We start from the raw sequence: 23,962 nt of genomic DNA on the forward strand, positions 1-23,962 counted from the left end.
GACCCTAGCCCCACTTGGCGCCTTCGGCCTGGTCGCGCGCATTCATCGACATGGTGTTCATCTCGTGAGTGCTCGCCATCGCCCGGTAGGCGCGCACCAGTTCTTCCATGGCCTGGTTCCACTGGGCCTGCCAGGCCTGGTAGGTCATGCCGGTGTCGCCCTGCCAGGCGCTGCCCAACGCGGCCTGCTCGGCGGCGATGTCGGCACCGACGGCGTGCAGAGCGCCTGAGTAGCTGGACATTTCACCGGCGTGCGCGAGCATGGCCGGGTAGTTGTACATGATCTGAGACATGAGAGCTCCTTATCCCTGTTCGATCGGTCAGACGGAGGTGTAGGCGCTGGCCGCGGCGGCGTCCTGGGCCACGTAGGTGCTTGCGGCGTCGCCGAGGTTCACCTGTGCGATGTCCAGCAGGGCGTTGACCTTGGCCGAAACCTCGACGAAGCGGGCATGCGCAGCCTGGAACGCCGCCGAGGACTCGCCCATGTGGAAGGCCTGAGCGGACATCGCTGCCTGCTCGGCCTGCGCGATCGTGCTGCGCATCAGGGCGGTCTTGGCGCCGAAGGCTGCCTCGGAGGCAACCAGCTGCGGGATGTGCGCGTCCAACATACTCATGGGATTTCCTTTCGGTTCGTTGACGAATGACGGTGTGGCAGTGGTGTGGTCAGCTGCGAGGACCCCCTTCCGGATCGCCAGGGGCCTCGTCGGCGTCCCAGCTGCCGGGCAGCATCGGCATGACCGGGCCTTCGCCGAAGCCGGCGCCGTAGGTTTCGTTGGCGCCCAGCGTGGTGAGCCCGGCCGCCTCCTTCTCCTGCCTGGTGGCGGTGCCGCTGAAGCCCATCGGTCCCGCACCCTGCTCGGAGGCGGACACACGCGGCTCGGCTTCCGGTGCGGAATCAGGATCGGGATCCTCGTAATCCATGTACGCGTCGGCGTAGCCACGCTCATGCACCTCGGCTCCGCGTTTGCGCCGGCGCTTGCGCCGAGCCGCTGCCGCCGCGGCAGCAGAGGCCGACGCCGCCGCCGAGATGCCTGACGCCGGCGCCTGGGCTGACGTCTTGTCGCGCAGGGTGGGGGTGAAACCCTCCCCCGGGTCGTGGCCGCCGACGGCGTAAGGCACGAACGTTGCGGGAGCCGGTACGGCCGGTGCTGCCGGGGCCGCGGATGCCGGTGCCCCGGGTGCCGGTGCCGCCGCGGAAGGGGCGGGCACGCCTGCAGGCGCAATGCTCGCCACCGGAAAGCTCGGCTGGTCGGATCGGGGCTGGGAAACGACTTCCTGCGGTGCCTCTTCCGGCGCGACCTCCGCGGGTGGTTGCACCTTGTCGATGATCATCACCAGCCCGGCGATCCCCAGCGGGATGAGTACCGGGATCAGGAACGGCGACGCCAGGATCATCGCCCAGGTCGGCCAGCCGACCAGATTGAAGAACACCTGGTAGGCGACCGCGAAGAGGAACGGCCCCCAGGTCACCAGTGCCTGACCCGGATTGGTCAGGAAGTCGTTGATCAGCTTCCCGAAGTTTCCGATGGGGTCCTTGAGGAAATCGATGATGTCCTGCCCGCCGGGGACATTCTTCAGATACTGCTCGAGCCAGTCGGCGATGGCGTTCGAACTGTCCATGGCCGAACCGGATTCGGCGGCCTGGCCCTGCGTGGTCAGCTGCGAGAACGAGGCCATGGCGCTGCCTGCTTCGCCTACGCCCGGCTTGAGCAGGAATGGTGCCGGTGCACTCGTGGGTGCGGCCGCCACCGACGCCCCCGCCACCGCCTGATAGGTGCTCATGGTGGTGGCCGCCTGGATCCACATCCGGACGTAGTCAGCCTCGTTGACCGCGATCGGAATCGTGTTGATGCCGAAGAAATTCGTCGACACCAGCACCGCGTTCATCATGTGATTGAGGGCCAGTTCCGGCAACGTCGGCATGGCGGCCAGCGCGGTGGTGTACGCGGCTGCCGCTGTCTCGTGCTGGACTGCCGTGGCGGCACTGCTCGCGCTGGACTGGGCCAGCCAGGCCAGGTAGGGCCCGTGCGCGGCGACATACTGCTCGGAGCTCGGGCCTTCCCACGAGCCCGCCTGGACCGCACCCATCAGGCTGGTCAGTTCGGCTGCGGCGGAGGCATATTCGACGCTCAACGACTGCCACGCCCCCGCGGCGGCCAGCAGCGGCCCGGGACCCGGACCGCTGCTGATCAGCGTCGAATGCACCTCGGGCGGCAGAGCCATCCAGATGGGGGCGGTCATCTCAGCCGCGCGCGATCAGGTAGGACGACGCGGCCTGCGCGTCACCGGTGGTGTAGCTGGCGCCGGATTCGCCGATGCCCACCCCGGCACGACCGAGTTCCTCCACACCGTGGGCGGCCAGCGCGTTGTGCTGAGCGCCGTGCGCACTGAATCCGACTGCGGTTTGCAGCGAAACAGGGTCTGCCGCAGGCGGAACCACGGCTGACATCAGCGGCGCCGCGGCGGCGTGGGCGGCTGCCAACCGCGCGGCCAACGCCTCGACCGCCGAACTGGCTGCGGTCAGACCCTCGGGAACGACTCGTAATGTCATGTCAGTATTCCTTTCTGCCGTTCTTGGCGGTCAGCGCCGCATCCCCCACGAGCGGGTTGACCAGTTGCACGAACTCAGGTGTATCGGTGTCTGCCAACAACATGCCGCGGCCGGCGGGTAGCCGTGCGAACCGGTGACCGCGGATCTTGCCGCTGTCGGCGGGGTTGCCGGACAACATCAGCGTGGTCGCCTGCAGGTCGTTGAGGCGACGCAGCAGCGGTGCGGTCATCACCGCATGCGCCGACCCGGTCGCCCGAGCCGTCACAATGACCCGCAACCCGAGGTCGGAGGCCTCGGCCAGCAGCCCGATGATCGTGGTCCACGGCCGCTGCCCGGCGAAGGGCCCATTGATCGCCGGACCATCCGGAATCTGGTCCACGTCGTCGATGATCAGGTAGTGGGTGTGGCCGGTATAGCCCCATCCACTGAGTTCCCGCGGACTCAACCCTGCCGGCGGACGGCGCTTTTCGATGAGCGCGGAGAGGCCCAGCATCGCGGGCAGCACCCGGTCGATGTTGGCGGTGTACTCGTTGTCGGGGAACAACGGCTCGTCGACAAGATGCAGACGCCGGTCGATCACCGTGAACGCGACCTGGTCGGGTGAGGAGTTCTCCCGAACGGTCCTGATGATGTGCCGCAGCAGCGTCGTCTTCCCCGAGCGCGCATCGCCGAACACCGTGAGCAACGGGTTCTGCGTGAAGTCGACCGACACCGGTGCCAGGTCCTCTTCGCGCTGCCCGATGACGACTTCTTCGGGCGCCGGGTACAGCGGTGCCAGCGCAGCCGGTGCCAGATTGGTCGGCAACAGCCGGACCTGCGGTGCGCTGAGCTCGGGGTAGCGGGAGTTGATCACGGCGATGTCGTCGAGGTTCGGCTCGGCGACCAGGAAGTGCTCGGCGGCCATGGTCAGACCGCGGCCGGGCTGATCGGCGGGCACCGAGTCGGCCGGACGCCGCAGCGCCCCGACCACCCGCACGATGCTGTCGTGCGAGTCGTGCAGCTTGAGCTCAAGCCGCAGTCCCAGACCGTCACGCATCGACAGCGGCACCTCAAGCCAGTTGGGCGTGGTGATGACCACGTGGATGCCGTAGGCCATACCGCTGTTCACCAGTTCGGTGACCTTGGCCAACAATGGGTTACGCGTGTTGAAGGTGTCGGTGTTGTCCCGGCTGAACGCGTAGAGGTTGTCGATGACCAGGAACACTTCGCCGTAGCCGTCGTCGTATCGACGGGTAGATCCACGCTGTCCGTTGTCCACCGCGCCCTGCCGCTGACGAGCCCGCAGCAGTTGTTCCAGCTCACCGAAGGTACGGCGGATCCGCTCGGGTTCCAGCGGCGTCGCGACGCTACCGACGTGGGCCAGTGTCTTCAGCCCGGCCAGTTGCCCGCCGCCGTAATCCAGGCAGTAGAAGCTGACCTCGCGCGGCGCGTGCATGGCCGCGGCCGACAGCATGAACGTCTGCAGCGCAGTCGATTTACCTGACCGCGGGCCACCGTGGATGAGCACGTTCGCCGCCGACGAGTTGGCGTCGAAGACCAGCGCATCGCGACGCATCTCGAACGGCTTGTCGATTTCGCCGAGTGGCCAGCGCAACTGGCCGCCGTCCACCCCGGACCGGGTCAGCACATCGACCAGCGGGATCGCGTCGTCGAGCGGCGGCAGCCACAGCTTCGGGGCCCGCGGGCCGTACTGCGCCAACTGGTCGCCGACGGTGGCGATCAGCTTGCGCGGCGGCAGCGCCGCGGCCTCGCCCCGGTCGAAGTCACCGCTGACGATGACGGTGTCGGGTTCGGGCTCCACCCGCGCTGCGGTGAACAGCTGTGGCTGCGGAAGTGCCTGCACCACAATGGTCTTCTCGACCCGTGGCGGGTCATAGATTCCGTCGACGTAGGTGCTGCGGAACTTGACCGGCACCGCGCCCGGCGCAGGCACCAGGAAGCCCACGCCCTTGTGGTCCCGGCCGGACTCGATGTGGTAGGCATCCTCCACCCCGATGATCTGACGGGAGATGCTGGGGCTGGCCACCTTCAGGCCGATCCGGTACGACGTGTTCTTGTCGATGTCCTTGATCCGGCCGACATCGAGGGTCTGTGAGGCGAACAGGATGTGGATGCGGAACGACCGGCCCTTGCGGGCAACGTAGTCGAACAGCTCGGCGTACTCCGGATGGTCGGCCAGCATCAGGGTGAACTCGTCGGCGACGACGAACAGCGTCGGGATCGGGGGAAGGTCATGGCCGGCGGCGATAGCACCCTCGTACTCGGTGACCGAGTTGAAGGCGCTGCCCTGCACCCGGCGGCCGGCTTCCTTGAGCAGCTGCTCGCGACGGGACACCTCACCGCGCAGGGTGTCGGCGAACCGGTCTGCCAGCGAACGCTTCTCGGCCATGTTCGAGATGACCGCGACGACCTGCGGGAAGTTGCGGAAGATGTCGGCGCCTGCTTCACCCTTGAAATCGGCGTAGATCACGATCAGCCGTTCGGCGGAGTGGGTGGTCAGCAGCGCCAGCAGGATCGACATGAGGGTCTGGGATTTACCCGAGCCGGTCATACCGATCATCAGCCCGTGCGGACCCATGCCGCCCTCGGCTTCGTCCTTCAGGTCGAAGTACAGCGGCTCACCGGTGGCGGTGACGCCGATCGGCACGCGCAGTTCTTCATCGCGGGTACGTGGCGCCCAGAGGCTGGCCACGTCAAGGGCGGAGGCGTCGGGAATGTCGAGCAGCGTGGTGAACGTAGCACCGCCGGTAGAGGTGGTTCGGACGTAGCCGGGGTTGGAATCCCACCGTGACAGCCGTCGCGCGATGTGCGCCGCCTCGGCCGCGGGTACCGCGTCGGCGTGATCGATGTAGGGCTGCCATCCGCTGGCCTGCCACCGCTCGATGCGGCCCTCGGCGACCCGCAGGATGGGCCGTTCGGGGTCGGGATACTGTTCGCGGTTCGGCAGCGTCGCCGAGCGGTGGATCACGGTCACACCCGCCAGGCCGGGCCTGCGCGCGATGTCATCGGGGTCGGCGTCGGGGTCGTCGATCAGCACCAGCAGATGCTTGGCCGCCTGATCGGCCTCGCCGGGGAACGGCGGCCGGTCGGCGAACACGGGTTCCAGCTGTTCGCGCAGTTCGGCGACGCCGGTGGTGAGGTACCTGGCCGGGCCCACACCGTCGGCCTCACCGGGAACATCCACGTGCGGAAGCCATTTCAGCCACGACCAGTCGTCCGAGTCGACCTCGGGGGTGGCCAGCGCGATGCCGAGCATGGTCGGGTCGTGCCAGGTCACGGCCTGGGTGACCCAGGCGCGCAATGCGTCTCGCACTTCCTCGGCCTCGCCGATGACCGTGATGCGGGCGAGTTTGGTGACGTCGATACCCGTCGGCGCGTCGCGCACGATGCGCTGCACGTCGAGCAGACCGCGAAGCGTGCTGTGCGACACCGGCTCCAGATCGATCTCGTCGGCGGTGTCCTTGACCTTCAGCGCGGCGTTCAGCGGGGTGTCGTGCAGGCCGGCCCGCAGCACCAGGAAATCCTGATCCCGCGGATCGCGCTCCCATTGTCTGCGTGTGCCGGGGATGGTGGCCAGCGCCTCGGGTGCCGGATGTGACCACTCCAGGGCGGCACGCTGTTCGCCGGCATGGGCACGCACGTTGTCGCGGACCACGGACAGGTAGCGCAGATAGTCGGCCCGCTCGGCGTCGATCTCCTCGGTGCGCATCTTGTTGTCGCCCCCGCGGTAGAGCGCGGTGGCGGCCAGCAGCAGCACGAACGGGAAGAACAGCATGGTCGGTGAAATCATCCGCATGCCGGTCGCGAACAGGGCGACGATCATGCCCACGATCAGGATCACGATCAGGTACGGGAGCACCCGGCGAAGCAACGACGGTGGCACCATCCGCGGCAGTTCCGGGGGCGGTTCAATCGCGATGGTGCCCTTGCGGGTGGTCGGCGGCGGGAGCCGACGCTGGTGTTCGAAGATCAACCTACTCATTGTTGTGTCCTCTTCGCGCAAGCGCTCATCGGTGGGCCGCCTGTAGGCGCGCAGTATTCGAGTCGGGCGACAGGGCGTCGTGCGCAACCAGTGCATCGCCACGGGACAGGGTCGGGCCGGCCGCGAACTGCGTCAGCACGGACCACGGGATCGGGACGGCGGGTTCGGTGAGACCCAGTGCGCCGATGACCTTGTCGTCGCCGCTGGTGTCGATCCCGTAGCGCACACCGGTGTCGCTCACCCAGAACAGCGATCCGGCGGTCGGCGAGCCGGGTTCGGCGCCGACGGTCTGCACGAAATATCCGGTACCCGGTGTCATCGCGACCCTGCTGGCGGCGCCGTTGCTGCCCGCCCCGACGAGTCCGACGGTGTGCAGACCCTCGGGCACGGGCAGTGTCGCACCGGAGAGCACGCTCAGCGAACTCTGGGTCGCATCAGCGGGTTTGGTCCACCGTGCACAGGTGATGGGGTCGGCCGGCGCGTCGACGATGCTGACCGGATCGGCCGGGTACGCCGCGGTGTCGATGGCGCGCGAAACGGGCATCCTGGCCACCTCGTCGGCGCCCAGTCGCGGCGGCTGGTCCAGCCCGTAGGAGTCGGTGTTGCGCAGGATCGACGCCAGCACCGGCGAAACCGGCTGCAGGCCGTCGACGAGCACCGCGTAGTAGCGGATGGTGTTGTCGGACTCGTAGGCGGCGACCACCGAGCCGACCGGCGCCTGCACCGGAAGTTCGAAGTGCGGTGGCGCGCCTGCCTCGGCGATCGGGGGCGCGGCCAGTGCGGGCGCCTCGGGGACGGCGTTGAACAGGCCTGCGGCGATCGGTCGCGGCGCGGGGATGTTCGCACCGAGGCCGAGGGCGTCGGTCACGGCACGGTTGCCCAGATCGATCGGGCTGCGCCTGCCGTCCCAGAGCAGCCAGGCGCCCGGGTTCACGTCACCGCTGTTGTGCACCAGCACGGCCTCGTCGGGTGCCAGCGGCACCGCGCGTTCGCCCCCGGCGGTCGCGGGGCCCGCGATGACTGTCACGCCGGCATTGGCGCCGGAAACCGCTTCGCACACAGTCCAATCCGCATCCTGAGCGGTGTTCTGCACCATCCGCTCAGGGGCGCCGGGAATGCCGAGCAGGTTTCCGCGCGGATACTTGTCGATCTCACTGGTCTTCACTGTGGTCGGGTTGTCCGACTTGCCGGTGACGAGGCGCGCCGAGGTGAGGTTGAGCACCGGGTGCAGCTGCTCGCCCACCCGGACGTAGAGCGCCGCGGTGGAGCGGTCGGCCAGCACCGCGTCGTCGCCCGCCGAGCCACCCGGCCGGAACAGGGAGAACACAAAGCAACCGATCAATCCGGTGATCAGGATCAACGCGCCGGTGAGCACCGAACGGCTCTGTGTCCGCAACGGGTCGACCAGCATCCGGGTGTCGTGCAGGGCCACACCGGAAGCGATCCGGCGCATGACGAACCGCCAGCCCGACACCTGGTGGCGGGTGACGAAGCCTCGCCGGTAATGCACCTGATCGGGGTTCTCGTTCGTCGGGGTGCGAGAGGTGAAGGAACGACGATCGTCGGGATTGGTCATGCGGGCACCGTCAAGCCCAGGCCGCGCAGCAGCGGGGCGGCCGAATTGGTCACGTCACCGGCGGTGATCGTCATCATCTCCTCGTCGGTGAAGTCGTCGTTGTCGGAATGATCGAGGCGGTACTCGCGCTCCTCCTCGGAACGTTCGACCAGGTTGCGGACGAACCGGCCGTTGCCTGCGATGTCGAGGCTGCGTCGTGGCACGCCGTTGGTGTCCGGCATGGTCGCCTCGGCGAGATAACCGAACAGTTTCTCCATATCGTCGTGGGCGGCCTTCTCGAACGTGCTGTCGCGTTTCTCGGCCATCCGCTCCGCGATCTCGACGAGTTCGGGCGACGAGTAGGACGGGAAATCGATGCTGCGGGTGAATCGGGACCGCAGACCTTCGTTGGTGTCGAGGAACATGTCCAGGTCCTTGCGGTAGCCCGCGACGATCACCACGAGCCGGTCACGGTCGTTCTCCATCCGGGCCAGCAGGGTGTCGATGGCCACCAGACCGAAGTCGTTCTTGGCGCCGGTGGACACCAGCGCGTAGGCCTCGTCGAGGAACAGCACGCCGTCCAGTGCGCTGTCGATGATCGCGTTGGTCTTGGCTTCGGTCTCACCGATGTGCTGACCGATCAGGTCGGCGCGGTGTACCTCGCGGACGGTTTCCTTCTTGAGAAGCCCGAGGCCGCAGTAGATCTTGGCGACGACGCGGGCAATGGTGGTCTTACCCGTTCCCGGGGGGCCTGCGAACACCAGGTGGTTGGTGCGCTGGGCCACGGCCAGCCCGCGCTCCTGGCGCCGGATCGACATGGCGACCGAGCTCTTGAGGCGGGCGACCTGGAATTTCACTTCGTCAAGGCCGATGAACTCGGCCAGTTCGGCTTCCGCCTCGACGAGCAGGTGCGCCTTACGCTCCTTGGCGCCGGGGTCGACGAATTCGGCTTCGGACGGCTCGGTTTCGGCATCCCACGGATTCGTCCGGGCGTCGATACGCGCCGAGGTGGTGGTGACGAGCCCGAACGAAGGGTCCGAGAGGGCCTCTTCCACCTGGGCGTTCTCCGGGTGCGCGGCGAACAGATCCTGCAGCACGTCGTTGGCGTCGTCGTCCTCACCCTGGCCACGCAAGGTGAGGGCCTTGGCCAGCGCGCCGTCGACGGCTGCCACCGCGATCGGGCCGGACGGGTCTTCCAGATAGGACAACGCGGGCGCGAACATCCCGAGCCGGGCCAGCGAGATTCCCAGGGTGACCCGGGCGGCGTGCGCGGTGATCGCGTCCAACGACTCGTCGGTGACCACGGGGGTGAGCAGCCGCACCACATCCGACCAGCGCTCGGCGCGGTAGTTGATCGCCACCCGGAGCCACTGGGCGTTGAGCCAGCCGGGCCTGCGGGCCAGCACCTCGCCGACCAGTGCGTCCGCCTCGGCCGGCTCACCGGCCGCGGTACGCGTCGCGGCGTAGGCGAGTTGGAAGTCGTCGGATTCGGTCGCGCGGAACTGCAGGTACAGCCCCGTGTCGAAACTGAACCCGAGGTCGCCCGCCGCCAGATCGATCTGACGTTGCAACAGTCCGGCACTGGCCACGGTGCGCCACACCGAGTCGATGACGGACGCGGAGACGTCGCCCGCGGCCGCGCGCCCGATCCAGGCATCGCAGTGGTCATGCGCGATGTGCGTCAATCCAGCGAACCCCGACCGGGCGGCAGCCAGGTCCGCCGGACGTTGCCGGTCGTTGACCGTCAGTCCGAGCGCACGACAGCATGTGGCAAAGCGGCTGACCACATCACGGTCGAGCCGGGGTGCTCCTTGAGACGGAGCCGCGAGCGTGTCACTACCCATATGCGTGCACGGGAGCACTGAGGCCCCCGTCTCTCTCCCTTATGTATGGCTAAGCTAACTTTCGCTGAAGTTAGCATTGCATAACTTAACTGTCGAGAGGCACCTGGGCGGAACGAAAGGTGAATCAGCTCACGATTTGTGCGCGGTGACCAAACTGATCGTGGCCGTCATCAGCCCCGCCTCGGATTCCGGACCGGGAACAGGCCTCCCCACCCGTTCGAGGTAGGCCGGCAACGTGGTCGCCTCGGCGCTCCAGCCGCGCCCGGAGAACCATTCCTGCGCCGGGGCGTGCTGTTCGTTGTAGACCAGCGAGAAGAAGGAGTTCTCTTCACCCGAGGCCACCCCCTCGGCGCGCTTGGCCTCGAACAGCTCACGGTCCATCGGGACCGCCTCTTCGACCGCCACAAAGCTGCCGGGGGCGGCGAGTTGGTCGATACCGTCGAACAAGCTGGCCTGTGCGTCTCCCGGCAAATAAATCAGCAGCCCTTCAGCTATCCACGCCGACGGCTTCGACGGATCGAATCCGTTTGCCCGCAAGGCGCCCATCCAGTCGTCGCGCAGGTCGACCGCGACCTCGCGGCGCTCCGCGGTCGGCTCCTCGCCGACCTGCGCGAGCGCCTCGCGCTTGAACTGGAGCACGTCGGGCTGGTCCAGTTCGTAGACAACGGTGCCCGCCTGCCACGGCAACCGGTACGCACGCGAGTCCAGGCCCGCTGCGAGCAATACGATCTGGCGGACCCCGGCCTCGCCGGCCCGGCGGAAGTACTCGTCGAAGTACTTGGTGCGGGCGCCCTGGAAGTTCACGAAGTGCTCGCCGAACTCGGTTTGCAACGGATGCTCCGGCGCCACGCCGTCGATCGCCTGGATCCAGTCACCGCCGACCGCGCGGCAGAACACTTCCGCATACGGGTCGACGGCCAGCGGGTCCGGCTTCCGCGCTTCCAAAGCCCGTGAGGCCGCTACGAATAACGCCGTCTGGCCGACGCTTGTGGTGATGTCCCAGGTGTCATTATCGGTTCGCACGGGCGCGAGACTACGCCGCGAAACTGACAGCCCACCGTGTCCCTCCAGCCCAGAACACAGGGGGCGCTGATGCACGTGATGCGCTAACATGGTCATCATGCGCACCACCGTGTCGATTGACGACGAACTTCTGGCCGCGGCCAAGCGGCGCGCACAGCAACGGGGTCAGACCGTCGGCTCCGTGATCGAGGACGCGCTGCGCCGCGAACTGTCAGCCGATGCGGATCCAGCACCGCGGCCTGCAGTTCCGGTGTTCACCGGCGGCACCGGGCCCCGTCCGGGCATTGACCTGCGGTCGAACCGGGCGCTCCAGGAAGTTCTCGACGACGGCACCGAACTCAACTCCCGCCGGTAGGGCCATGCTGATCCTTGATGTCAACATCGTGCTCGCCGTACATCGTGGCGACCATCCCGATCACGAATCGGTCCTGGCGTGGTTCGACCAGATGCTCGACAGCGATGAGAGGTTCGCGGTCCCGACGCTGATATGGGGCTCGTTCCTCCGCCTGGCGACCAACCGACGAATCTTCGAGGTTCCCTCACCTCGGGATGAGGCCTTCTCGTTCGTCACCGCCGTCAGCGCGCAGCCCAACCATTTGACGATCGGGCCCGGCCCTCGTCATCTCGCTCTATTGGAGAAGCTGTGCGACGAGGCGGACGCCTCGGGTGATCTCATCCCGGACGCCGTGCTTGCCGCGATCGCCGCCGAACATCATTGCGACGTGGTGACACTCGACCGTGATTTCGCTCGGTTCACCTCGGTGCGGCACATCAGACCAACCACTCAGATCAATGGCTGACCGTTACGGATCCGCCGATCCAGGTCCCACAACAGCACGTTGAACGGAAACTGCCGCAGCACCGACGGCATGAGGTTGTTGACGGTCCGCAGCACCCCGATCAACCGGTCGAAGCGCTGCTGGCGCTTGGGATCCCACGGCAACCGCATCTCGTCACGGAACCGCTGGGGCAGGAATCCGGTGGTGATCAGCCCCGCGACACCTTCCGAGAAGCGTTGCAGCCCTCCCGGCAGCGTCAGGCCGCGCAGCCGGGTCACCGCGATCGGGTACAGGTACTCCCGCACGGTGTCGTCGATGTGCACGCGCTCCAGCGACTCCTGCCAGTACCGGTCGAACGCGGCCCGGTCGGCCGGCCACATCTCCGGCGGCACCTGCAGCGTGGTGCCCAGCGTCATGCCCTCCCGGTAGTGGCGGTCGGCCGTCTCGTCGTCCATCTCGCCGATGAACATCCGGTACACGTCCACTCCGCCCTTGTAGAGGCACGCGGCGACCCACATCTGCAGGTCCTTGTCGAAGGCGTTGTACTTCACCGGACTCTCATCGGTGGAGTAGACCTGCGCGTGCGCCTGGTTGACCGCCTGCCGGAACGCCGCCTTCTGCGCGTCGGTGCCCCTGGTCGCCACGGCGAGATACGTGAAGGTGGTGCGCGCCCGTTTGACCGGGTGCAGGTCGACGCGACCGCTGTCGACCCGGCTCTCCAGCACGCCGTAGCCGACGCCGGGGCGCGCGAGCTGCATGATCACGTTCGCGGGCCCGGCCAGCAGGGCCACGCCCATCAGGCCGTCGTCGATGCTCGCGCCGCGCCTACGGCGCTCTGCGGGGGCACCGGGATCCGCCATCGCCCGTTCGACGTGCCGGATCGGTTCGCTGACCGTCATAGCCACTCCTATCAAAAGTGGAAACGTGTGTTTCCTGATATTGGCCTGTCAGCCTGACAGGTGTCAAGATACTGAGGTGACACCGGTCCGCCCGTATCGAGGCGTCGAAGCGGCAGACCGCTTGGCGCTGCGCCGCACGCAGTTGCTGACGGCCGGGTTCGACCTGCTGGGCACCGAGGGGGCCGAGGGTGCCGACCTCACGGTCCGGGCCGTATGCGGGCAAGCCGGGCTGGCCGCGCGCTACTTCTATGAGAGCTTCACCGACAAGAACCACTTCGTCGCCGCGGTATACGACTGGGTGATCGCCGACATCGCGGCCTCCACCCAGGCCGCCGTCGCCGCGGTCCCGGTAGCTGAGCAGACCCGGGCCGCGATGGCCAATGTCGTGCACACCATCGCCGAGGATCCCCGGGTCGGTCGGTTGTTGTTCAGCACCGAGCTGTCCAACGAGGTGCTCGCACGCAAACGCGTCGAATCGACCGCCTTCTTCGCGCTACTGCTGGGCCGGCACGCCGGCGACACACTACAGCTGCAGGACAATGACTACATCAGGGCCACAGCGCACTTCGCCGTCGGCGGGGTGGCGCAGACGATCAGCGCCTGGTTGGCCGGTACGGTCCGGTTCACCCCCGAACAACTCATCGACCAGTTGCGGTCGATCCTCGACACGCTCGCCGAACTGCCCACCCGCCGGAAATGACCGGCCCCAGCCTGTTCCGGCCCAGTCCCGCGCTCGCTGACCACATCGATTTCTTCGGTTACTGGGGGCGCGACGACGGTGTCACCCACCGCAGCCGAGCGCTGCCCCGTGGAGCGGTGACCGTCATCATCGATCTCAGTCCCCGCCAGCGGGTCGACTTCTATGCCGCTGACGGCACCACCCGGCTCGACGTCCCGCCCGCGTTCGTCGCCGGCGCGGGCAAGGTCTCGTACGTCACGCAGATCGATCCGGCGCAGACCGTCATGACCATCCATTTCCGGCCCGGCGGCGCGCTGCCTTTCCTTGTCACTCCGCTGGCCGAGCTGGAGAACTCCTGCGTCGGGCTGACCGAGATCTGGGGACGCAGTGGCACGGCATTGCACGAACGGTTGATCGCCGCCCCGTCTGCGACCGCCCGGATATCCGCGTTGGAAGGCTTCCTGCTGTCGCGGATACGGCCGTGCAACCCGGAGGTGCGCACGGTGCTGGACGGGGCCGAGCGGGCGCCGTCGATGCGCGTGCGCGATGCCTGCGAGCTGACCGGACTCTCCCCCAAGCGCCTGATCGCGCTGTTCCGCTCCGAGGTCGGGCTGACGCCCAAGGCCTACCTCCGGGTGCGACGGTTCCAGGCGGCCCTGCAACGGCTGGATTCCGGCACGACCCACGGTGCCGCGATCGCCGCCGATCTCGGCTACTTCGACCAGGCCCATCTGGTCCGGGAATTCCGGTCATTCACCGGGCTGACACCCACTCACTACACGCAACGCCGCATGTGGCTGCCCAGTCATGTCGGGCTCAGTCCGACCCGGTGAACCGGCGGGTCACCGTCGGCGACCACCCCGGATCACCGGTGCCTGCGTACCGAACCCACGCGCTGTGCATCTGCGCTGCCAACGCGGCCGGTGGCCGGTCCGGACCGAGCAGCGCGCGGGGTCCGCGCAGCGTGTCCAGGTCGAGACGGTCGAACACGAACGGCAGTTCCATCGAGTGGGCCGCCCCGAGTCGCCCGTCCAATGCCCCTGAGCGCCATTCGAACTGGTAGCGGTGAGTGGGCGTCTCACCATGCTGTGTGTGCGCGTCGGCCAGTCGCTCGGTGCCGGTTCGGAACAACGCGTCGGCCAGGATCGTCGAGCGCAACTCGCCCCATGAGGCGTCCGGGTGACGGGCCCGGTACCGGTCCACCAGCGCGGCCGGGTCGGCGTCCACCCGCACGGCAAGGTCATGGACATCCGCCGACGTCGAGTCGTCGAGCCGGCCCTGTGGGGCCAGGTAGAGGTTGCCCTCTTCGCTGGTCGTCCCGATGAGCAGGCCGACGGCCGGGTTGACCGACTGTGCCGGTTGACGTTCCGCGACGAGGCTGAACGGGCTGAGCCCCACCAACGGGTCGAACCGGTCGTCGGTCCGCAGATCCAGGCCTGCCAGCTTCGGGACCACGTCGATCAGGCGTTCCTCGGAGAGCCCGGCGAATCCCTCGACGGTGGGCGCGATCCCGAGCTCCGTGGCCGCCGCCGCGGTGACCCGACCCGCCTGCTGCGGGGAGAAGGCGCCCAAACCGTTGCCACTCTGCATGATTGCGCGCCTCATCACGCTCTGTACGCCGGGTGTGGCGAGGATTCCTGCGGTGATGGTCGCACCAGCGGACTGGCCGAACAGGGTGACATTGCCCGGATCACCGCCGAATGCGGCGATGTTGGCCTGCACCCACCGCAGTGCGGCCAGCACGTCGAGCAGCCCACGGTTGGCCGGTGCCCCGGGCACATCGAGAAAGCCCGGGATTCCCAACCGGTAGGTGACCGTCACCAGAACCACGCCGTCGCGGGCGAAAGCCGTTCCGTCATACAGCGGCGAGAAGGGCGAACCCGAGACGAAGCCACCGCCGTGCACGAACAGCATCACCGGCTGCCGTTCCCCACCGGGCGGGGCCCACACGTTGACCGTCAGATAGTCGGGACCGGGAATCCAGCCGGGCCCGAAGAACGGCGACATGTCCAGGAGTCCGAAACCGTCCCGCCGTTGTTGCGGCGCGGTCGGGCCGGGTTGCGTGGCATCGCGTACGCCCTGCCACGGCTCGTGTGACCGGGGTGCGGCGAACCGGCCCGCGCCGGTCGGCGGTGCCGCATAGGGAATCGCGAGATAGACGTCGGCATCGGTGGTATGCGTCCCACGCACAGCGCCTTGCGCGGTGACGACGATCGGATCACGCATCGGCTGTCATCCGCTCAAAGGGCGCCCACTCCTTGATGGCGAACCGATCACCTTCACGCATCACCTCGGCGCCGCCATGACCGCCGAGATGGGCCGGAAACACCAGCGTGTTCGTATCGGCGGCCTGCCCCAGCACCCGGCGCCGCGTGGCCCGCGCCTGAGCGGGATCCTCACAGAAGCAACTGTTGGTGTCGGGTTCGACGAACTGCAGCGGGGTGTGCAACATATCGCCGACGAACACCACGCGATCCGTGCCGGACTCCAACCTCACCACGGACGACCCTGGCGTATGACCGGGAGCCAGTTCCAGCCTGAGGTTGGCATCAACCTGAAAGCTGTTGTCCCACAGCAGTGTCTGTCCGGCAGCATGAATCGGCGCGACGCTGTCGGTGAAGACGTCGTACTGTACGGGGTTCGAGTGCCTCCGGTTGACCGGGTTCCAGAAGTCGAAGTCCGCCCGCGGCATCAGGTAGGTGGCGTTGGGAAACGTCGGCACCCACGCGCCATCGTCCAGCGTGGTGTTCCAGCCGACATGGTCGACGTGCAGGTGGGTATTGATCACCAGATCGACATCTTCGGGTCTCACCCCGGCCCTGGCAAGGTTGTCGAGGTAGTCGGTGTCCAGATGGTGCCACACCGGTGTGTGCGGGCGTTCCTTGTGATTGCCCACACCGGTGTCGACCAGGATGGTTTTGCCTTCACTGCGGAGCAGCCAGGTCTGGATGGCCGACACACAGATGTTGGCAGCCGGATCGAAGAAATCCGGTGCGAGCCAGTCTTCGTTGTGCTGCCAGGCGCCGTCGGGGCTGTCCGGGAAGAACGTTTCCGGCGACATCCTGACGGAGCCGTAGTACTCCATGACCCGGGTGATCGTGACGTCACCCAACGTGATCTCGTTCATGGACCCAGCCTGCGGACCGGCGCGGCAATCAACCAGACCCGCTGCTGCCTATCCCTGGCAGGGTCAGGCAACTCCGGTGCCCCGGGCGCATAGTGGGGTATGGCCTCTGGACAGCTTGGTGAATTCCTACGGGCGCGTCGTGCGCAGCTCAACCCGCAGGATGTCGGACTGCCGCAGTATGGCGAGCGACGGCGGGTGACAGGCCTGCGACGCGAGGAACTCGCCCAACTGGCCGGGGTGAGCGTGTCCTATTACACGCGCCTGGAGCAGGGACAGTCGGTGAATGCGTCGGAGGCCATCCTCGATGCGCTCGCCCACGCCCTGCAATTGGACGCCCACGAGAGCCGGCACCTTCGAGAACTCGCCACGCAGCGGCCGAAGCCGACGCGACGGCCTCCCGTCGAACGCGTCAGCGGGTTGACGCGAGACCTCTTGCGCTCTCTCGACAACCTGCCTGCCATGGTCGTCGGCCGCCGCACCGATGTGCTGGCCTGGAATGAACTCGGCCACGCGCTGCTGGGCGGACATGTCGACCGCAGCTCGGTCGACCGCCCCGCCGAGCGCCCCAACTTGGCCCGATTGATCTTTCTGGACCCGCACACGCGCGACCTGTACGTGGACTGGCAGCGCAAGGCACGCGCGGTGGTCGGCAACCTACGCCTGGTCGCAGGCCTGCATCCCGAAGACGCGCTCCTGGCCGGGCTGATCGGCGAGTTGTCGATGAAGAGCCCGGAATTCGTCACGCTGTGGGCAGATCATCGGGTCAAGCCGTGTGAGGCCGACACCTATGACCTGCGCCATCCCCTGGCCGGCTCTCTCACTGTCACCCAGCAGAACCTCAAGGTCGCCCGTGACCCCGAACAGTCGCTCTGCCTGATCACGACCGCAGCGAGGTCGCCCTCGGAGGACACGATGGCGCTGCTCGCCCAGTCCAGTGCGGGAAAAAATATCCAAGACCGGACCGAGACCAGCCGCGCATGATGGAGCCATGGAGAACTCCGGAGCCCCAGGACAAGCCGTAGCCGACACCGGATTACTCGTCGCCGCCATCCGCGCCGAGGAAACCGCCCGCGAAGACCGCCTTTTCGCCGACCCGTTCGCCGAGAAGCTGGCAGGCGAGTCGGGTCGGCGACTACTCACCGAAGCGGTCGCCGCGACCGGCGAGAAGACCACGACTCAGATCGTGGTGCGGACACGGTTCTGGGATGAGGCATTGCTCCGCGCGGTGCGATCGGTCCGCCAGGTCGTCATCCTCGCGGCCGGCATGGATGCCCGCGCGTACCGGCTGCCGTGGCCGGATGGGACGACGGTCTACGAAGTGGACCAGCCTGCGGTGATCGACGCGAAAGCCGGGTTACTCGACGGCGACGAGCCGCGCTGCCTGCGGGTGGCCGTCGGCACCGATCTCGCCGGCGACTGGCCGCAGGTCCTGCGGTCCAACGGCTTTGAGCCGCAGGTTGCCACGGCCTGGTTGATCGAAGGGCTGCTGCAGTATCTCGACGAGGGCGCAGTGCGCACGTTGTTCGAGCGCGTCGACGCACTGTCGGCGCCGGGTTCGGTGCTGCTGTACGACGTCGTCGGCAAGGTCCTGCTCGACTCGGTGATGCTCTCGGCGCTCCGCACGTCGATGGCCGAAAGCGGCGCTCCGTGGCTGTTCGGCACCGATTCGCCCGGCGACCTCAGCGAATCCCTCGGATGGTCGGCCGTCGTCACTGATGTGGCCGAACCGGGCACCGCATGGAACCGGTGGTTCGCTCCCGTGGTGCCGCTCGACGTGCCCGATGTGCCGCGCGGTTATTTTGTCGAGGCGACGAAGCCCGGCTGATCCTTCGGCACGCGGCGGTCGGCCGCGGTCTTCGGGCTCGCCTTCGGGTCCTCGTCGCTGAATTCCTTGGTCCAGCAGGCGAACTCCAGGGTGATCCCATCCGGATCGAAGAAATAGAACGAGCGGACGTACACGCCGGGATGCACGGTGGGTGAGGCCTGCATCTCACTGTTGTCATGGTTGAGCACCGGCCCGACCCTGACCCCTTTGGCCTTGAGCTTCTGCCGGTACTCGTCGAATTTCTCGGCCGGGACATGCAACGCGAGGTGATTCATCGAACCGGTGGCGCTGATGATTTCCCCGATGCCGGGGATGGCGGCAGGGGCCGATACCCCTGGCACCCCGTCCGGTGCGTCGCGGAACCAGAAGAACGCCACGCAGTCACCGTTGCCTGCATCGAAAAAGAAGTGCTGCCCGATGCCGCCGGGCAGATCGAGCGATTTGATCAGCGGCATGCCCAGCACATTGCTGTAGAAGTCGACCGTGCGCTCCATGTCCGAGCACACCAGCGCCACATGGTTGATACCGCCGAGCTCGAACTCGGAATTGGGATAGTTGGGTTTGATCACGTCGTGACACCTCCGATGCGACCGAAAACTGGCGCAGTTGCGAATCTGAATCTAACATCAGATTCAGGTTGGATCAATGACCGAAGGAGCCGGGTGACCGTCAGCCCCCGTGAGCAGTTGCCGACCGCGCGCGGGCGCCAGACGCAGGCCGCCATCGACGCGGCGGCCCGCGATGTGATCGCCCGCAAGGGCATCCTGGCCACCACGATCTCCGACATCGCAACAGAGGCCGGCCGCTCGACGGCGTCGTTCTACAACTACTACGACTCCAAAGAGGCGATGGTCCGTGAGTGGGCGCTGCGGTTCCGCGATGAGGCCCGCGAACGCGCAGCGGCGGTCGCCGAGCCGGGGTTGACCAACTGGGAACGCTCGTACCAGGCCGTGTCGGCGCATTGGCAGACCTATCGGCACCGCCTGGCCGAGATCATCAGCGTGTCACAGCTGGCGATGGTCAATGACGACTTCGCCCAGTACTGGGCCGACATCTGCGAACTGCCGATCAGTTTGATCACCGGCATGATCAAACATGCCCAGCGTCATGGCTTCTGCCCCGACGACGATCCGCACCTGACCGCGCTCGCCCTGGTGTCCATGCTCAACCAGTTCTGTTACGCCAAGCTCTCCGGCGGCAATGCGGCCGACGTCGACGACGCGGCATGCACGACCACGCTGGCCAACATCTTCTACCGGACCATCTATCACAAGGAGCCGCGCGCACATGAGTAGGACATCCGGGTCGTCGGCGGCCGCCGGGGTCGCGCGCGAATTCGTCGGCCTCGAATCCCCGACGGCACGCCGGGCGGGCGCGGGCGGCCATCCTTGTCAGGGCATCTATTACCGCGGGGTGGGCCGCAAACCGAAGGTCGCAGTCATCGCCACCCACTATCAGATCGACTTCTCGGAGCACTATCTGGCCGATTACCTGGCCACCAGGGGCATCGGGTTCCTGGGCTGGAACACCCGCTTCCGAGGGTTCGAGAGCAGCTTCCTGCTGGACCACGCGCTGGTTGACATCGGCGTCGGGGTGCGCTGGCTGCGCGAGGCGCAGGGTATCGAAACCGTTGTGCTGCTCGGCAATTCAGGCGGAGGCTCCCTGATGGCGGCATATCAGGCCCAGGCCGTGGACCCTCACGTCACCCCTTTGGAAGGCATGCGGCCTGCGGCGGGACTCGGGGAACTGCCCAGCGCCGACGGCTACGTCGCCAGCGCTGCCCATCCGGGGCGCCCGGACGTGCTGACCGCGTGGATGGACGCCTCGGTCGTCGACGAGAACGACGCCGTGGCCACCGATCCCGACCTCGACCTGTTCAGCGAGCGCAACGGACCGCCCTACTCCACGGACTTCGTCACGCGGTACCGCGCCGCGCAGGTAGCCCGCAACCACGCCATCACCGAATGGGCCGTTCGGGAACTCAAACATATTCGGGAAGCGGGCTATTCGGACCGGCCGTTTACGGTGATGCGCACCTGGGCCGACCCCCGGATGGTCGATCCGAACATCGAACCGACGCGACGGCAACCCAATCTGTGTTACGCCGGGGTTCCGGTCAAGGCCAACCGGTCGGCGCGCGGCATCGCCGCCGCCACCACCCTGCGCAACTGGGTCGGCATGTGGAGCCTGCGCCATGCGCAGACCAGGGCCGAGCCGCACCTGGCCCGGATCGACTGCCCGGCGCTGGTGATCAACGCCGATCAGGACACCGGGGTGTATCCGTCCGACGCACAACGGATCTTTGATGCGCTGGCCAGTTCCGACAAGTCGCAGCGCTCGATCGACACCGATCACTACTTCACCACTCCCGGTGCACGCAGCGAGCAAGCCGATACCATCGCCGCATGGATCGCCAAGCGGTGGCGGTGAATCCGGGCCCGATCAGGGTCCTCGCCCACTTCACCCCCGGTGACAAAGTACTGGATTTCCTGGCACCACACCAGGATTGGCTCGACGTCCGATTCTGCGCCGAGAACGACGACGACACCTTCCTCGCCGAGCTGCCCGAGGCCGAGGTGCTCTGGCATGTACTGCGGCCGGTGTCCGGCGACGACCTGCAGCGCAGTCTGCGTCTGCGACTCGTGCACAAGATGGGCGCGGGGGTGAACACGATCGACGTCGACACGGCCACCCGGTTGGGCATCCTGGTCGCCAACATGCCCGGCGCGAATGCCGCCTCGGTCGCCGAGGGCACCGTACTGCTGATGCTCGCCGCACTCCGTCGGCTACGTGAGCTCGACCGCGCCACCCGCGCCGGGCGGGGCTGGCCGTCAGATCCCAGCCTGGGCGAAACCGTCCGCGACATCGGCGGGTGCACTGTCGGGCTGATCGGCTACGGCAACGTCGCACACCGCGTCGAGTCGATCGTCATGGCCATGGGCACCGAGCCTTCCAGGGTGCTGCACACCTCCAGCTCCGACACCGGTCATCCGCGCTGGCGCAGCCTGCCAGATCTGCTGCGGGCCAGTGACATCGTCTCACTGCATCTACCGTTGACCGAGGCAACCCGTGGGCTCTTGAACGAGGCCGCGTTCGCGCTGATGAAGCCCGGCTCGGTCGTCGTCAACACCGCCCGCGGCCCGATCATCGACGAGCCCGCGTTGATCGCCGCCCTGCGTACCGGCCGGCTCGCGGCCGCCGGTCTCGACGTCTTCGACACCGAGCCGCTGCCCGCAGGCCATCCACTGCTCGCGCTGGACAACGTGGTGCTGACGCCGCACGTCAGCTGGTACACCGCCGACACCATGCAGCGCTACCTGCGCGAAGCCGTCGACAACTGCCGGCGGATCCGCGATGGCGAACCACTGATGAACGTAGTGAACAAAGTTACCTAGGCCGCGGGAGTGGCCCCGGTCACCCCGAGGTACCCTCGATCCCAACCGACCGGTTAATCGGGAAGTGCCCCATGGAGGTAACGGATGCCCATTGCGATCACGTCTGAGCACAACGACCTGGCCGATTCGGTGCGGTCACTGGTGGCCCGGGTGGCACCGTCAGAGGTGCTCCACGAGGCACTGGAAACCCCGATCTCCAATCCGCCGCCATACTGGAAAGCCGCCGCCGATCAGGGGTTGCACGGTGTACACCTTCCCGAATCCGTTGGCGGACAGGGCTTCGGCATCCTCGAACTCGCCATCGTCCTGGCCGAGTTCGGGTACGGCGCGGTGCCGGGGCCATTCGTGCCTTCGGCGATCGCCAGTACCCTGATCTGTGCACACGACCCCGACGCCAAGGTGCTCAACGAACTGGCCTCCGGCGACGTCATCGCCGCATACGCCCTCGATTCCGGGCTGACCGCCACGCGGCAAGGGGACGGCCTCGTCATCCGTGGCGAGGCGCGCGCGGTTCCGGCCGCCGCGCAGGCCTCGATCCTGGTGCTGCCGGTGGCGATCGACTCCGGCGAGGAGTGGGTGGTCCTGGATGCTGACCGGCTCGAGATCGAACCGGTCAAAAGCGTCGACCCGCTGCGGCCGCTGGCCCATGTCCGTGCCAACGCGGTCGAGGTCGGCCAGGATCGGGTGTTGTCCAACCTCAGCCGTCCATTGGCGCGCGCATTGATGTCCACCCTGTTGTCCGCCGAGGCCATCGGCGTCGCGCGCTGGGCCACCGACACCGCGGCCGGATACGCCAAGATCCGGGAACAGTTCGGCAGGCCGATCGGCCAGTTCCAGGCGATCAAACACAAGTGCGCCGGGATGGCCGCCGACACCGAGCGGGCCACCGCGGCAGTGTGGGACGCCGCCCGGGCGTTGGACGAGGCCCGCGAGAGCGGTTCTTCCGGAGGACATTTCGAGTTCGCCGCCGCGGTGGCTGCCACATTGGCGCCTGCCGCTGCCCAGCACACCGCCCAGGACTGCATCCAGGTGCACGGTGGCATCGGCTTCACCTGGGAACATGACGCCAACATCTACTACCGGCGCGCCCTGGTGCTGGCTGCCGGCTTCGGCCGGGCCGCCGACTACCCGCAGCAGGTCGTCGACACCGCCACGGCCACCGGAATGCGGCCCGTCGACATCGATCTGGACCCCGACACCGAGAAACTGCGTGCCGAGATCCGTGCGGAAGTCACTGCCCTCAAGGAGATTCCGAGCCATGAGCGCAACGTCGCCATCGCCGAGGCCGGCTGGGTACAGCCTCACCTGCCCAAACCGTGGGGCCGGGCCGCCGCGCCGATCGAGCAGATCATCATCGCCCAGGAGTTCTCCGCCGGTCGGGTGAAGCGTCCGCAGATGGGGATCGCGGCGTGGATCATCCCGTCCATCGTCGCGTTCGGCACCGACGAGCAGAAGCAACGCTTCCTGCCGCCCACCTTCCGTGGTGAAATGATCTGGTGCCAGCTGTTTTCCGAGCCCGGAGCGGGTTCGGACCTGGCCAGCCTGACCACCAAGGCCACCAAGGTCGACGGCGGTTGGCGGATCACCGGGCAGAAGATCTGGACCACCGGCGCGCAGTACTCGGCGTGGGGCGCACTGCTGGCGCGCACTGATCCGAGCGCACCGAAACACCAGGGCATCACCTACTTCCTGCTGGACATGAAAGCGCCGGGCGTCGAGGTCAAGCCGCTGCGCGAGCTGACCGGTAACGCGATGTTCAACACGGTGTTCATCGACGACGTGTTCGTCCCGGACTCGATGGTTCTCGGCGAGGTAAACCGGGGCTGGGAGGTCAGCCGCAACACCCTGACCAACGAGCGGGTGTCCATCGGCAGTAGCGAACCGCCGTTTCTTGCCAACCTGGATCAGTTCGTGCAGTTCCTGCGCGACGGGCAGTTCGACCAGATCGAGCAGAATCACGCCGGCCGGCTGATCGCCGAGGGCCACGCCGCCAAGGTGCTCAACCTCCGGTCCACCCTGCTGACGTTGGCAGGCGGGGACCCGATGCCTGCGGCGGCGATATCGAAGTTGCTGTCGATGAAGACCGGGCAGGGCTATGCCGAGTTCGCCGTGGCCTCCTTCGGCACCGACGCCGCGGTCGGGGACGGCGCGCAGGAGCCCGGCCGGTGGGCGGAATACCTGCTGGCCAGCCGTGCCACCACGATCTACGGCGGCACCACCGAGGTGCAGCTCAACATCGTCGCCGAGCGCCTGCTGGGGCTGCCCCGCGATCCGTAACCACCGCGCCGAAACTGAAGCGAGGGT

At 67.3% G+C, this 23,962-nt stretch carries 22 protein-coding genes; 10 read left to right on the forward strand and 12 right to left on the reverse strand.

Features of this window, described 5'->3' with window-relative positions:
* Positions 1-4 precede the first annotated feature (4 nt).
* The 8 genes from M1247_RS12560 to M1247_RS12595 all read right to left on the reverse strand — a co-directional run bounded on the left by M1247_RS12560 (position 5) and on the right by M1247_RS12595 (position 10,954).
* Positions 5-292, reverse strand: a complete 288-nt coding sequence (locus M1247_RS12560; RefSeq protein ID WP_317156670.1) for a WXG100 family type VII secretion target — start codon at positions 290-292, stop codon at positions 5-7.
* Between the two features lie 27 nt (positions 293-319).
* Complete coding sequence (gene esxG, locus M1247_RS12565) at positions 320-613, reverse strand: type VII secretion system protein EsxG (protein ID WP_317156671.1); 294 nt, start codon at positions 611-613, stop codon at positions 320-322.
* A 49-nt stretch (positions 614-662) separates the two neighbouring features.
* The gene (locus M1247_RS12570; RefSeq protein ID WP_317156672.1) at positions 663-2,240 is read right to left on the reverse strand and encodes a PPE family protein; all 1,578 of its coding nucleotides are present in this window, start codon (positions 2,238-2,240) and stop codon (positions 663-665) included.
* Between the two features lies 1 nt (position 2,241).
* Positions 2,242-2,550, reverse strand: a complete 309-nt coding sequence (locus M1247_RS12575; RefSeq protein WP_317156673.1) for a PE family protein — start codon at positions 2,548-2,550, stop codon at positions 2,242-2,244.
* 1 nt (position 2,551) lies between these two features.
* Positions 2,552-6,532, reverse strand: a complete 3,981-nt coding sequence (gene eccCa, locus M1247_RS12580; protein WP_317156674.1) for a type VII secretion protein EccCa — start codon at positions 6,530-6,532, stop codon at positions 2,552-2,554.
* A gap of 25 nt (positions 6,533-6,557) precedes the next feature.
* On the reverse strand, positions 6,558-8,108 hold the full coding sequence (gene eccB, locus M1247_RS12585) for a type VII secretion protein EccB (protein WP_317156675.1): 1,551 nt from the start codon (positions 8,106-8,108) through the stop codon (positions 6,558-6,560).
* The gene (gene eccA / locus M1247_RS12590) at positions 8,105-9,874 is read right to left on the reverse strand and encodes a type VII secretion AAA-ATPase EccA (RefSeq protein WP_317157026.1); all 1,770 of its coding nucleotides are present in this window, start codon (positions 9,872-9,874) and stop codon (positions 8,105-8,107) included. Before eccA ends, eccB begins: the two co-directional genes overlap by 4 nt.
* A gap of 186 nt (positions 9,875-10,060) precedes the next feature.
* Positions 10,061-10,954 carry a class I SAM-dependent methyltransferase gene (locus M1247_RS12595; protein WP_317156676.1) on the reverse strand — a complete coding sequence of 298 codons (894 nt, stop codon included), beginning with the start codon at positions 10,952-10,954 and terminating at the stop codon, positions 10,061-10,063.
* 97 nt (positions 10,955-11,051) lie between these two features.
* Between M1247_RS12595 and M1247_RS12600 the strand changes: the two genes are divergently transcribed.
* Both M1247_RS12600 and M1247_RS12605 read left to right on the forward strand, forming a co-directional pair.
* Positions 11,052-11,309, forward strand: a complete 258-nt coding sequence (locus M1247_RS12600; RefSeq protein ID WP_317156677.1) for a ribbon-helix-helix protein, CopG family — start codon at positions 11,052-11,054, stop codon at positions 11,307-11,309.
* 4 nt (positions 11,310-11,313) lie between these two features.
* Positions 11,314-11,754, forward strand: coding sequence for a type II toxin-antitoxin system VapC family toxin (locus M1247_RS12605; RefSeq protein ID WP_317156678.1), 441 nt, complete (start codon positions 11,314-11,316; stop codon positions 11,752-11,754).
* Here the strand turns inward: M1247_RS12605 and M1247_RS12610 are convergent.
* Positions 11,739-12,632: an oxygenase MpaB family protein gene (locus M1247_RS12610; RefSeq protein ID WP_410506865.1), complete on the reverse strand. Its 894-nt coding sequence runs from the start codon at positions 12,630-12,632 to the stop codon at positions 11,739-11,741. The genes M1247_RS12605 and M1247_RS12610 overlap by 16 nt on opposite strands.
* A gap of 76 nt (positions 12,633-12,708) precedes the next feature.
* Between M1247_RS12610 and M1247_RS12615 the strand changes: the two genes are divergently transcribed.
* Positions 12,709-13,332, forward strand: a complete 624-nt coding sequence (locus tag M1247_RS12615; protein WP_317156679.1) for a TetR/AcrR family transcriptional regulator — start codon at positions 12,709-12,711, stop codon at positions 13,330-13,332.
* Positions 13,329-14,144, forward strand: coding sequence for a helix-turn-helix domain-containing protein (locus tag M1247_RS12620; protein ID WP_317156680.1), 816 nt, complete (start codon positions 13,329-13,331; stop codon positions 14,142-14,144). Before M1247_RS12615 ends, M1247_RS12620 begins: the two co-directional genes overlap by 4 nt.
* On the opposite strand, the gene M1247_RS12625 is transcribed toward M1247_RS12620, so the two are convergent.
* On the reverse strand, positions 14,128-15,537 hold the full coding sequence (locus M1247_RS12625; RefSeq protein ID WP_317156681.1) for a carboxylesterase/lipase family protein: 1,410 nt from the start codon (positions 15,535-15,537) through the stop codon (positions 14,128-14,130). The genes M1247_RS12620 and M1247_RS12625 overlap by 17 nt on opposite strands.
* On the reverse strand, positions 15,530-16,438 hold the full coding sequence (locus tag M1247_RS12630) for an MBL fold metallo-hydrolase (RefSeq protein WP_317156682.1): 909 nt from the start codon (positions 16,436-16,438) through the stop codon (positions 15,530-15,532). Before M1247_RS12630 ends, M1247_RS12625 begins: the two co-directional genes overlap by 8 nt.
* 99 nt (positions 16,439-16,537) lie before the next feature.
* Between M1247_RS12630 and M1247_RS12635 the strand changes: the two genes are divergently transcribed.
* Positions 16,538-17,419 (forward strand): helix-turn-helix transcriptional regulator, encoded by an 882-nt coding sequence (locus M1247_RS12635; protein WP_317156683.1) that lies wholly within the window; start codon positions 16,538-16,540, stop codon positions 17,417-17,419.
* Between the two features lie 7 nt (positions 17,420-17,426).
* Positions 17,427-18,263 carry an SAM-dependent methyltransferase gene (locus M1247_RS12640; RefSeq protein WP_317156684.1) on the forward strand — a complete coding sequence of 279 codons (837 nt, stop codon included), beginning with the start codon at positions 17,427-17,429 and terminating at the stop codon, positions 18,261-18,263.
* Here the strand turns inward: M1247_RS12640 and M1247_RS12645 are convergent.
* Complete coding sequence (locus tag M1247_RS12645; protein WP_317156685.1) at positions 18,233-18,832, reverse strand: VOC family protein; 600 nt, start codon at positions 18,830-18,832, stop codon at positions 18,233-18,235. The two genes, M1247_RS12640 and M1247_RS12645, sit on opposite strands and share 31 nt — an antisense overlap.
* Positions 18,833-18,925: 93 nt before the next feature.
* Between M1247_RS12645 and M1247_RS12650 the strand changes: the two genes are divergently transcribed.
* The 4 genes from M1247_RS12650 to M1247_RS12665 all read left to right on the forward strand — a co-directional run bounded on the left by M1247_RS12650 (position 18,926) and on the right by M1247_RS12665 (position 23,935).
* On the forward strand, positions 18,926-19,558 hold the full coding sequence (locus tag M1247_RS12650) for a TetR/AcrR family transcriptional regulator (protein ID WP_317156686.1): 633 nt from the start codon (positions 18,926-18,928) through the stop codon (positions 19,556-19,558).
* Positions 19,551-20,693: an alpha/beta hydrolase gene (locus M1247_RS12655; RefSeq protein WP_317156687.1), complete on the forward strand. Its 1,143-nt coding sequence runs from the start codon at positions 19,551-19,553 to the stop codon at positions 20,691-20,693. Before M1247_RS12650 ends, M1247_RS12655 begins: the two co-directional genes overlap by 8 nt.
* On the forward strand, positions 20,669-21,658 hold the full coding sequence (locus M1247_RS12660) for a 2-hydroxyacid dehydrogenase (RefSeq protein ID WP_317156688.1): 990 nt from the start codon (positions 20,669-20,671) through the stop codon (positions 21,656-21,658). Before M1247_RS12655 ends, M1247_RS12660 begins: the two co-directional genes overlap by 25 nt.
* Positions 21,659-21,742: 84 nt before the next feature.
* Positions 21,743-23,935 carry an acyl-CoA dehydrogenase family protein gene (locus M1247_RS12665; protein WP_317156689.1) on the forward strand — a complete coding sequence of 731 codons (2,193 nt, stop codon included), beginning with the start codon at positions 21,743-21,745 and terminating at the stop codon, positions 23,933-23,935.
* The last annotated feature ends 27 nt before the right edge of the window (positions 23,936-23,962 follow it).

The sequence above is a fragment of the Mycobacterium appelbergii genome, assembly GCF_032883035.1.
GTDB lineage: Bacteria > Actinomycetota > Actinomycetes > Mycobacteriales > Mycobacteriaceae > Mycobacterium > Mycobacterium appelbergii.

Excerpts from the sequence above, each read along its gene's own strand:
- eccCa (WP_317156674.1), bottom strand. The coding sequence starts at position 6,532 with ATGAGTAGGTTGATCTTCGAACACCAGCGTCGGCTCCCGCCGCCGACC.
- M1247_RS12560 (WP_317156670.1), bottom strand. The coding sequence starts at position 292 with ATGTCTCAGATCATGTACAACTACCCGGCCATGCTCGCGCACGCCGGT.
- M1247_RS12655 (WP_317156687.1), top strand. The coding sequence starts at position 19,551 with ATGAGTAGGACATCCGGGTCGTCGGCGGCCGCCGGGGTCGCGCGCGAA.
- esxG (WP_317156671.1), bottom strand. The coding sequence starts at position 613 with ATGAGTATGTTGGACGCGCACATCCCGCAGCTGGTTGCCTCCGAGGCA.
- M1247_RS12575 (WP_317156673.1), bottom strand. The coding sequence starts at position 2,550 with ATGACATTACGAGTCGTTCCCGAGGGTCTGACCGCAGCCAGTTCGGCG.
- M1247_RS12665 (WP_317156689.1), top strand. The coding sequence starts at position 21,743 with ATGCCCATTGCGATCACGTCTGAGCACAACGACCTGGCCGATTCGGTG.
- M1247_RS12600 (WP_317156677.1), top strand. The coding sequence starts at position 11,052 with ATGCGCACCACCGTGTCGATTGACGACGAACTTCTGGCCGCGGCCAAG.
- M1247_RS12630 (WP_317156682.1), bottom strand. The coding sequence starts at position 16,438 with ATGAACGAGATCACGTTGGGTGACGTCACGATCACCCGGGTCATGGAG.
- M1247_RS12640 (WP_317156684.1), top strand. The coding sequence starts at position 17,427 with ATGGAGAACTCCGGAGCCCCAGGACAAGCCGTAGCCGACACCGGATTA.
- M1247_RS12605 (WP_317156678.1), top strand. The coding sequence starts at position 11,314 with ATGCTGATCCTTGATGTCAACATCGTGCTCGCCGTACATCGTGGCGAC.
- M1247_RS12660 (WP_317156688.1), top strand. The coding sequence starts at position 20,669 with ATGGATCGCCAAGCGGTGGCGGTGAATCCGGGCCCGATCAGGGTCCTC.
- M1247_RS12625 (WP_317156681.1), bottom strand. The coding sequence starts at position 15,537 with ATGCGTGATCCGATCGTCGTCACCGCGCAAGGCGCTGTGCGTGGGACG.
- M1247_RS12635 (WP_317156683.1), top strand. The coding sequence starts at position 16,538 with ATGGCCTCTGGACAGCTTGGTGAATTCCTACGGGCGCGTCGTGCGCAG.
- M1247_RS12610 (WP_410506865.1), bottom strand. The coding sequence starts at position 12,632 with ATGACGGTCAGCGAACCGATCCGGCACGTCGAACGGGCGATGGCGGAT.
- M1247_RS12620 (WP_317156680.1), top strand. The coding sequence starts at position 13,329 with ATGACCGGCCCCAGCCTGTTCCGGCCCAGTCCCGCGCTCGCTGACCAC.
- eccB (WP_317156675.1), bottom strand. The coding sequence starts at position 8,108 with ATGACCAATCCCGACGATCGTCGTTCCTTCACCTCTCGCACCCCGACG.
- M1247_RS12570 (WP_317156672.1), bottom strand. The coding sequence starts at position 2,240 with ATGACCGCCCCCATCTGGATGGCTCTGCCGCCCGAGGTGCATTCGACG.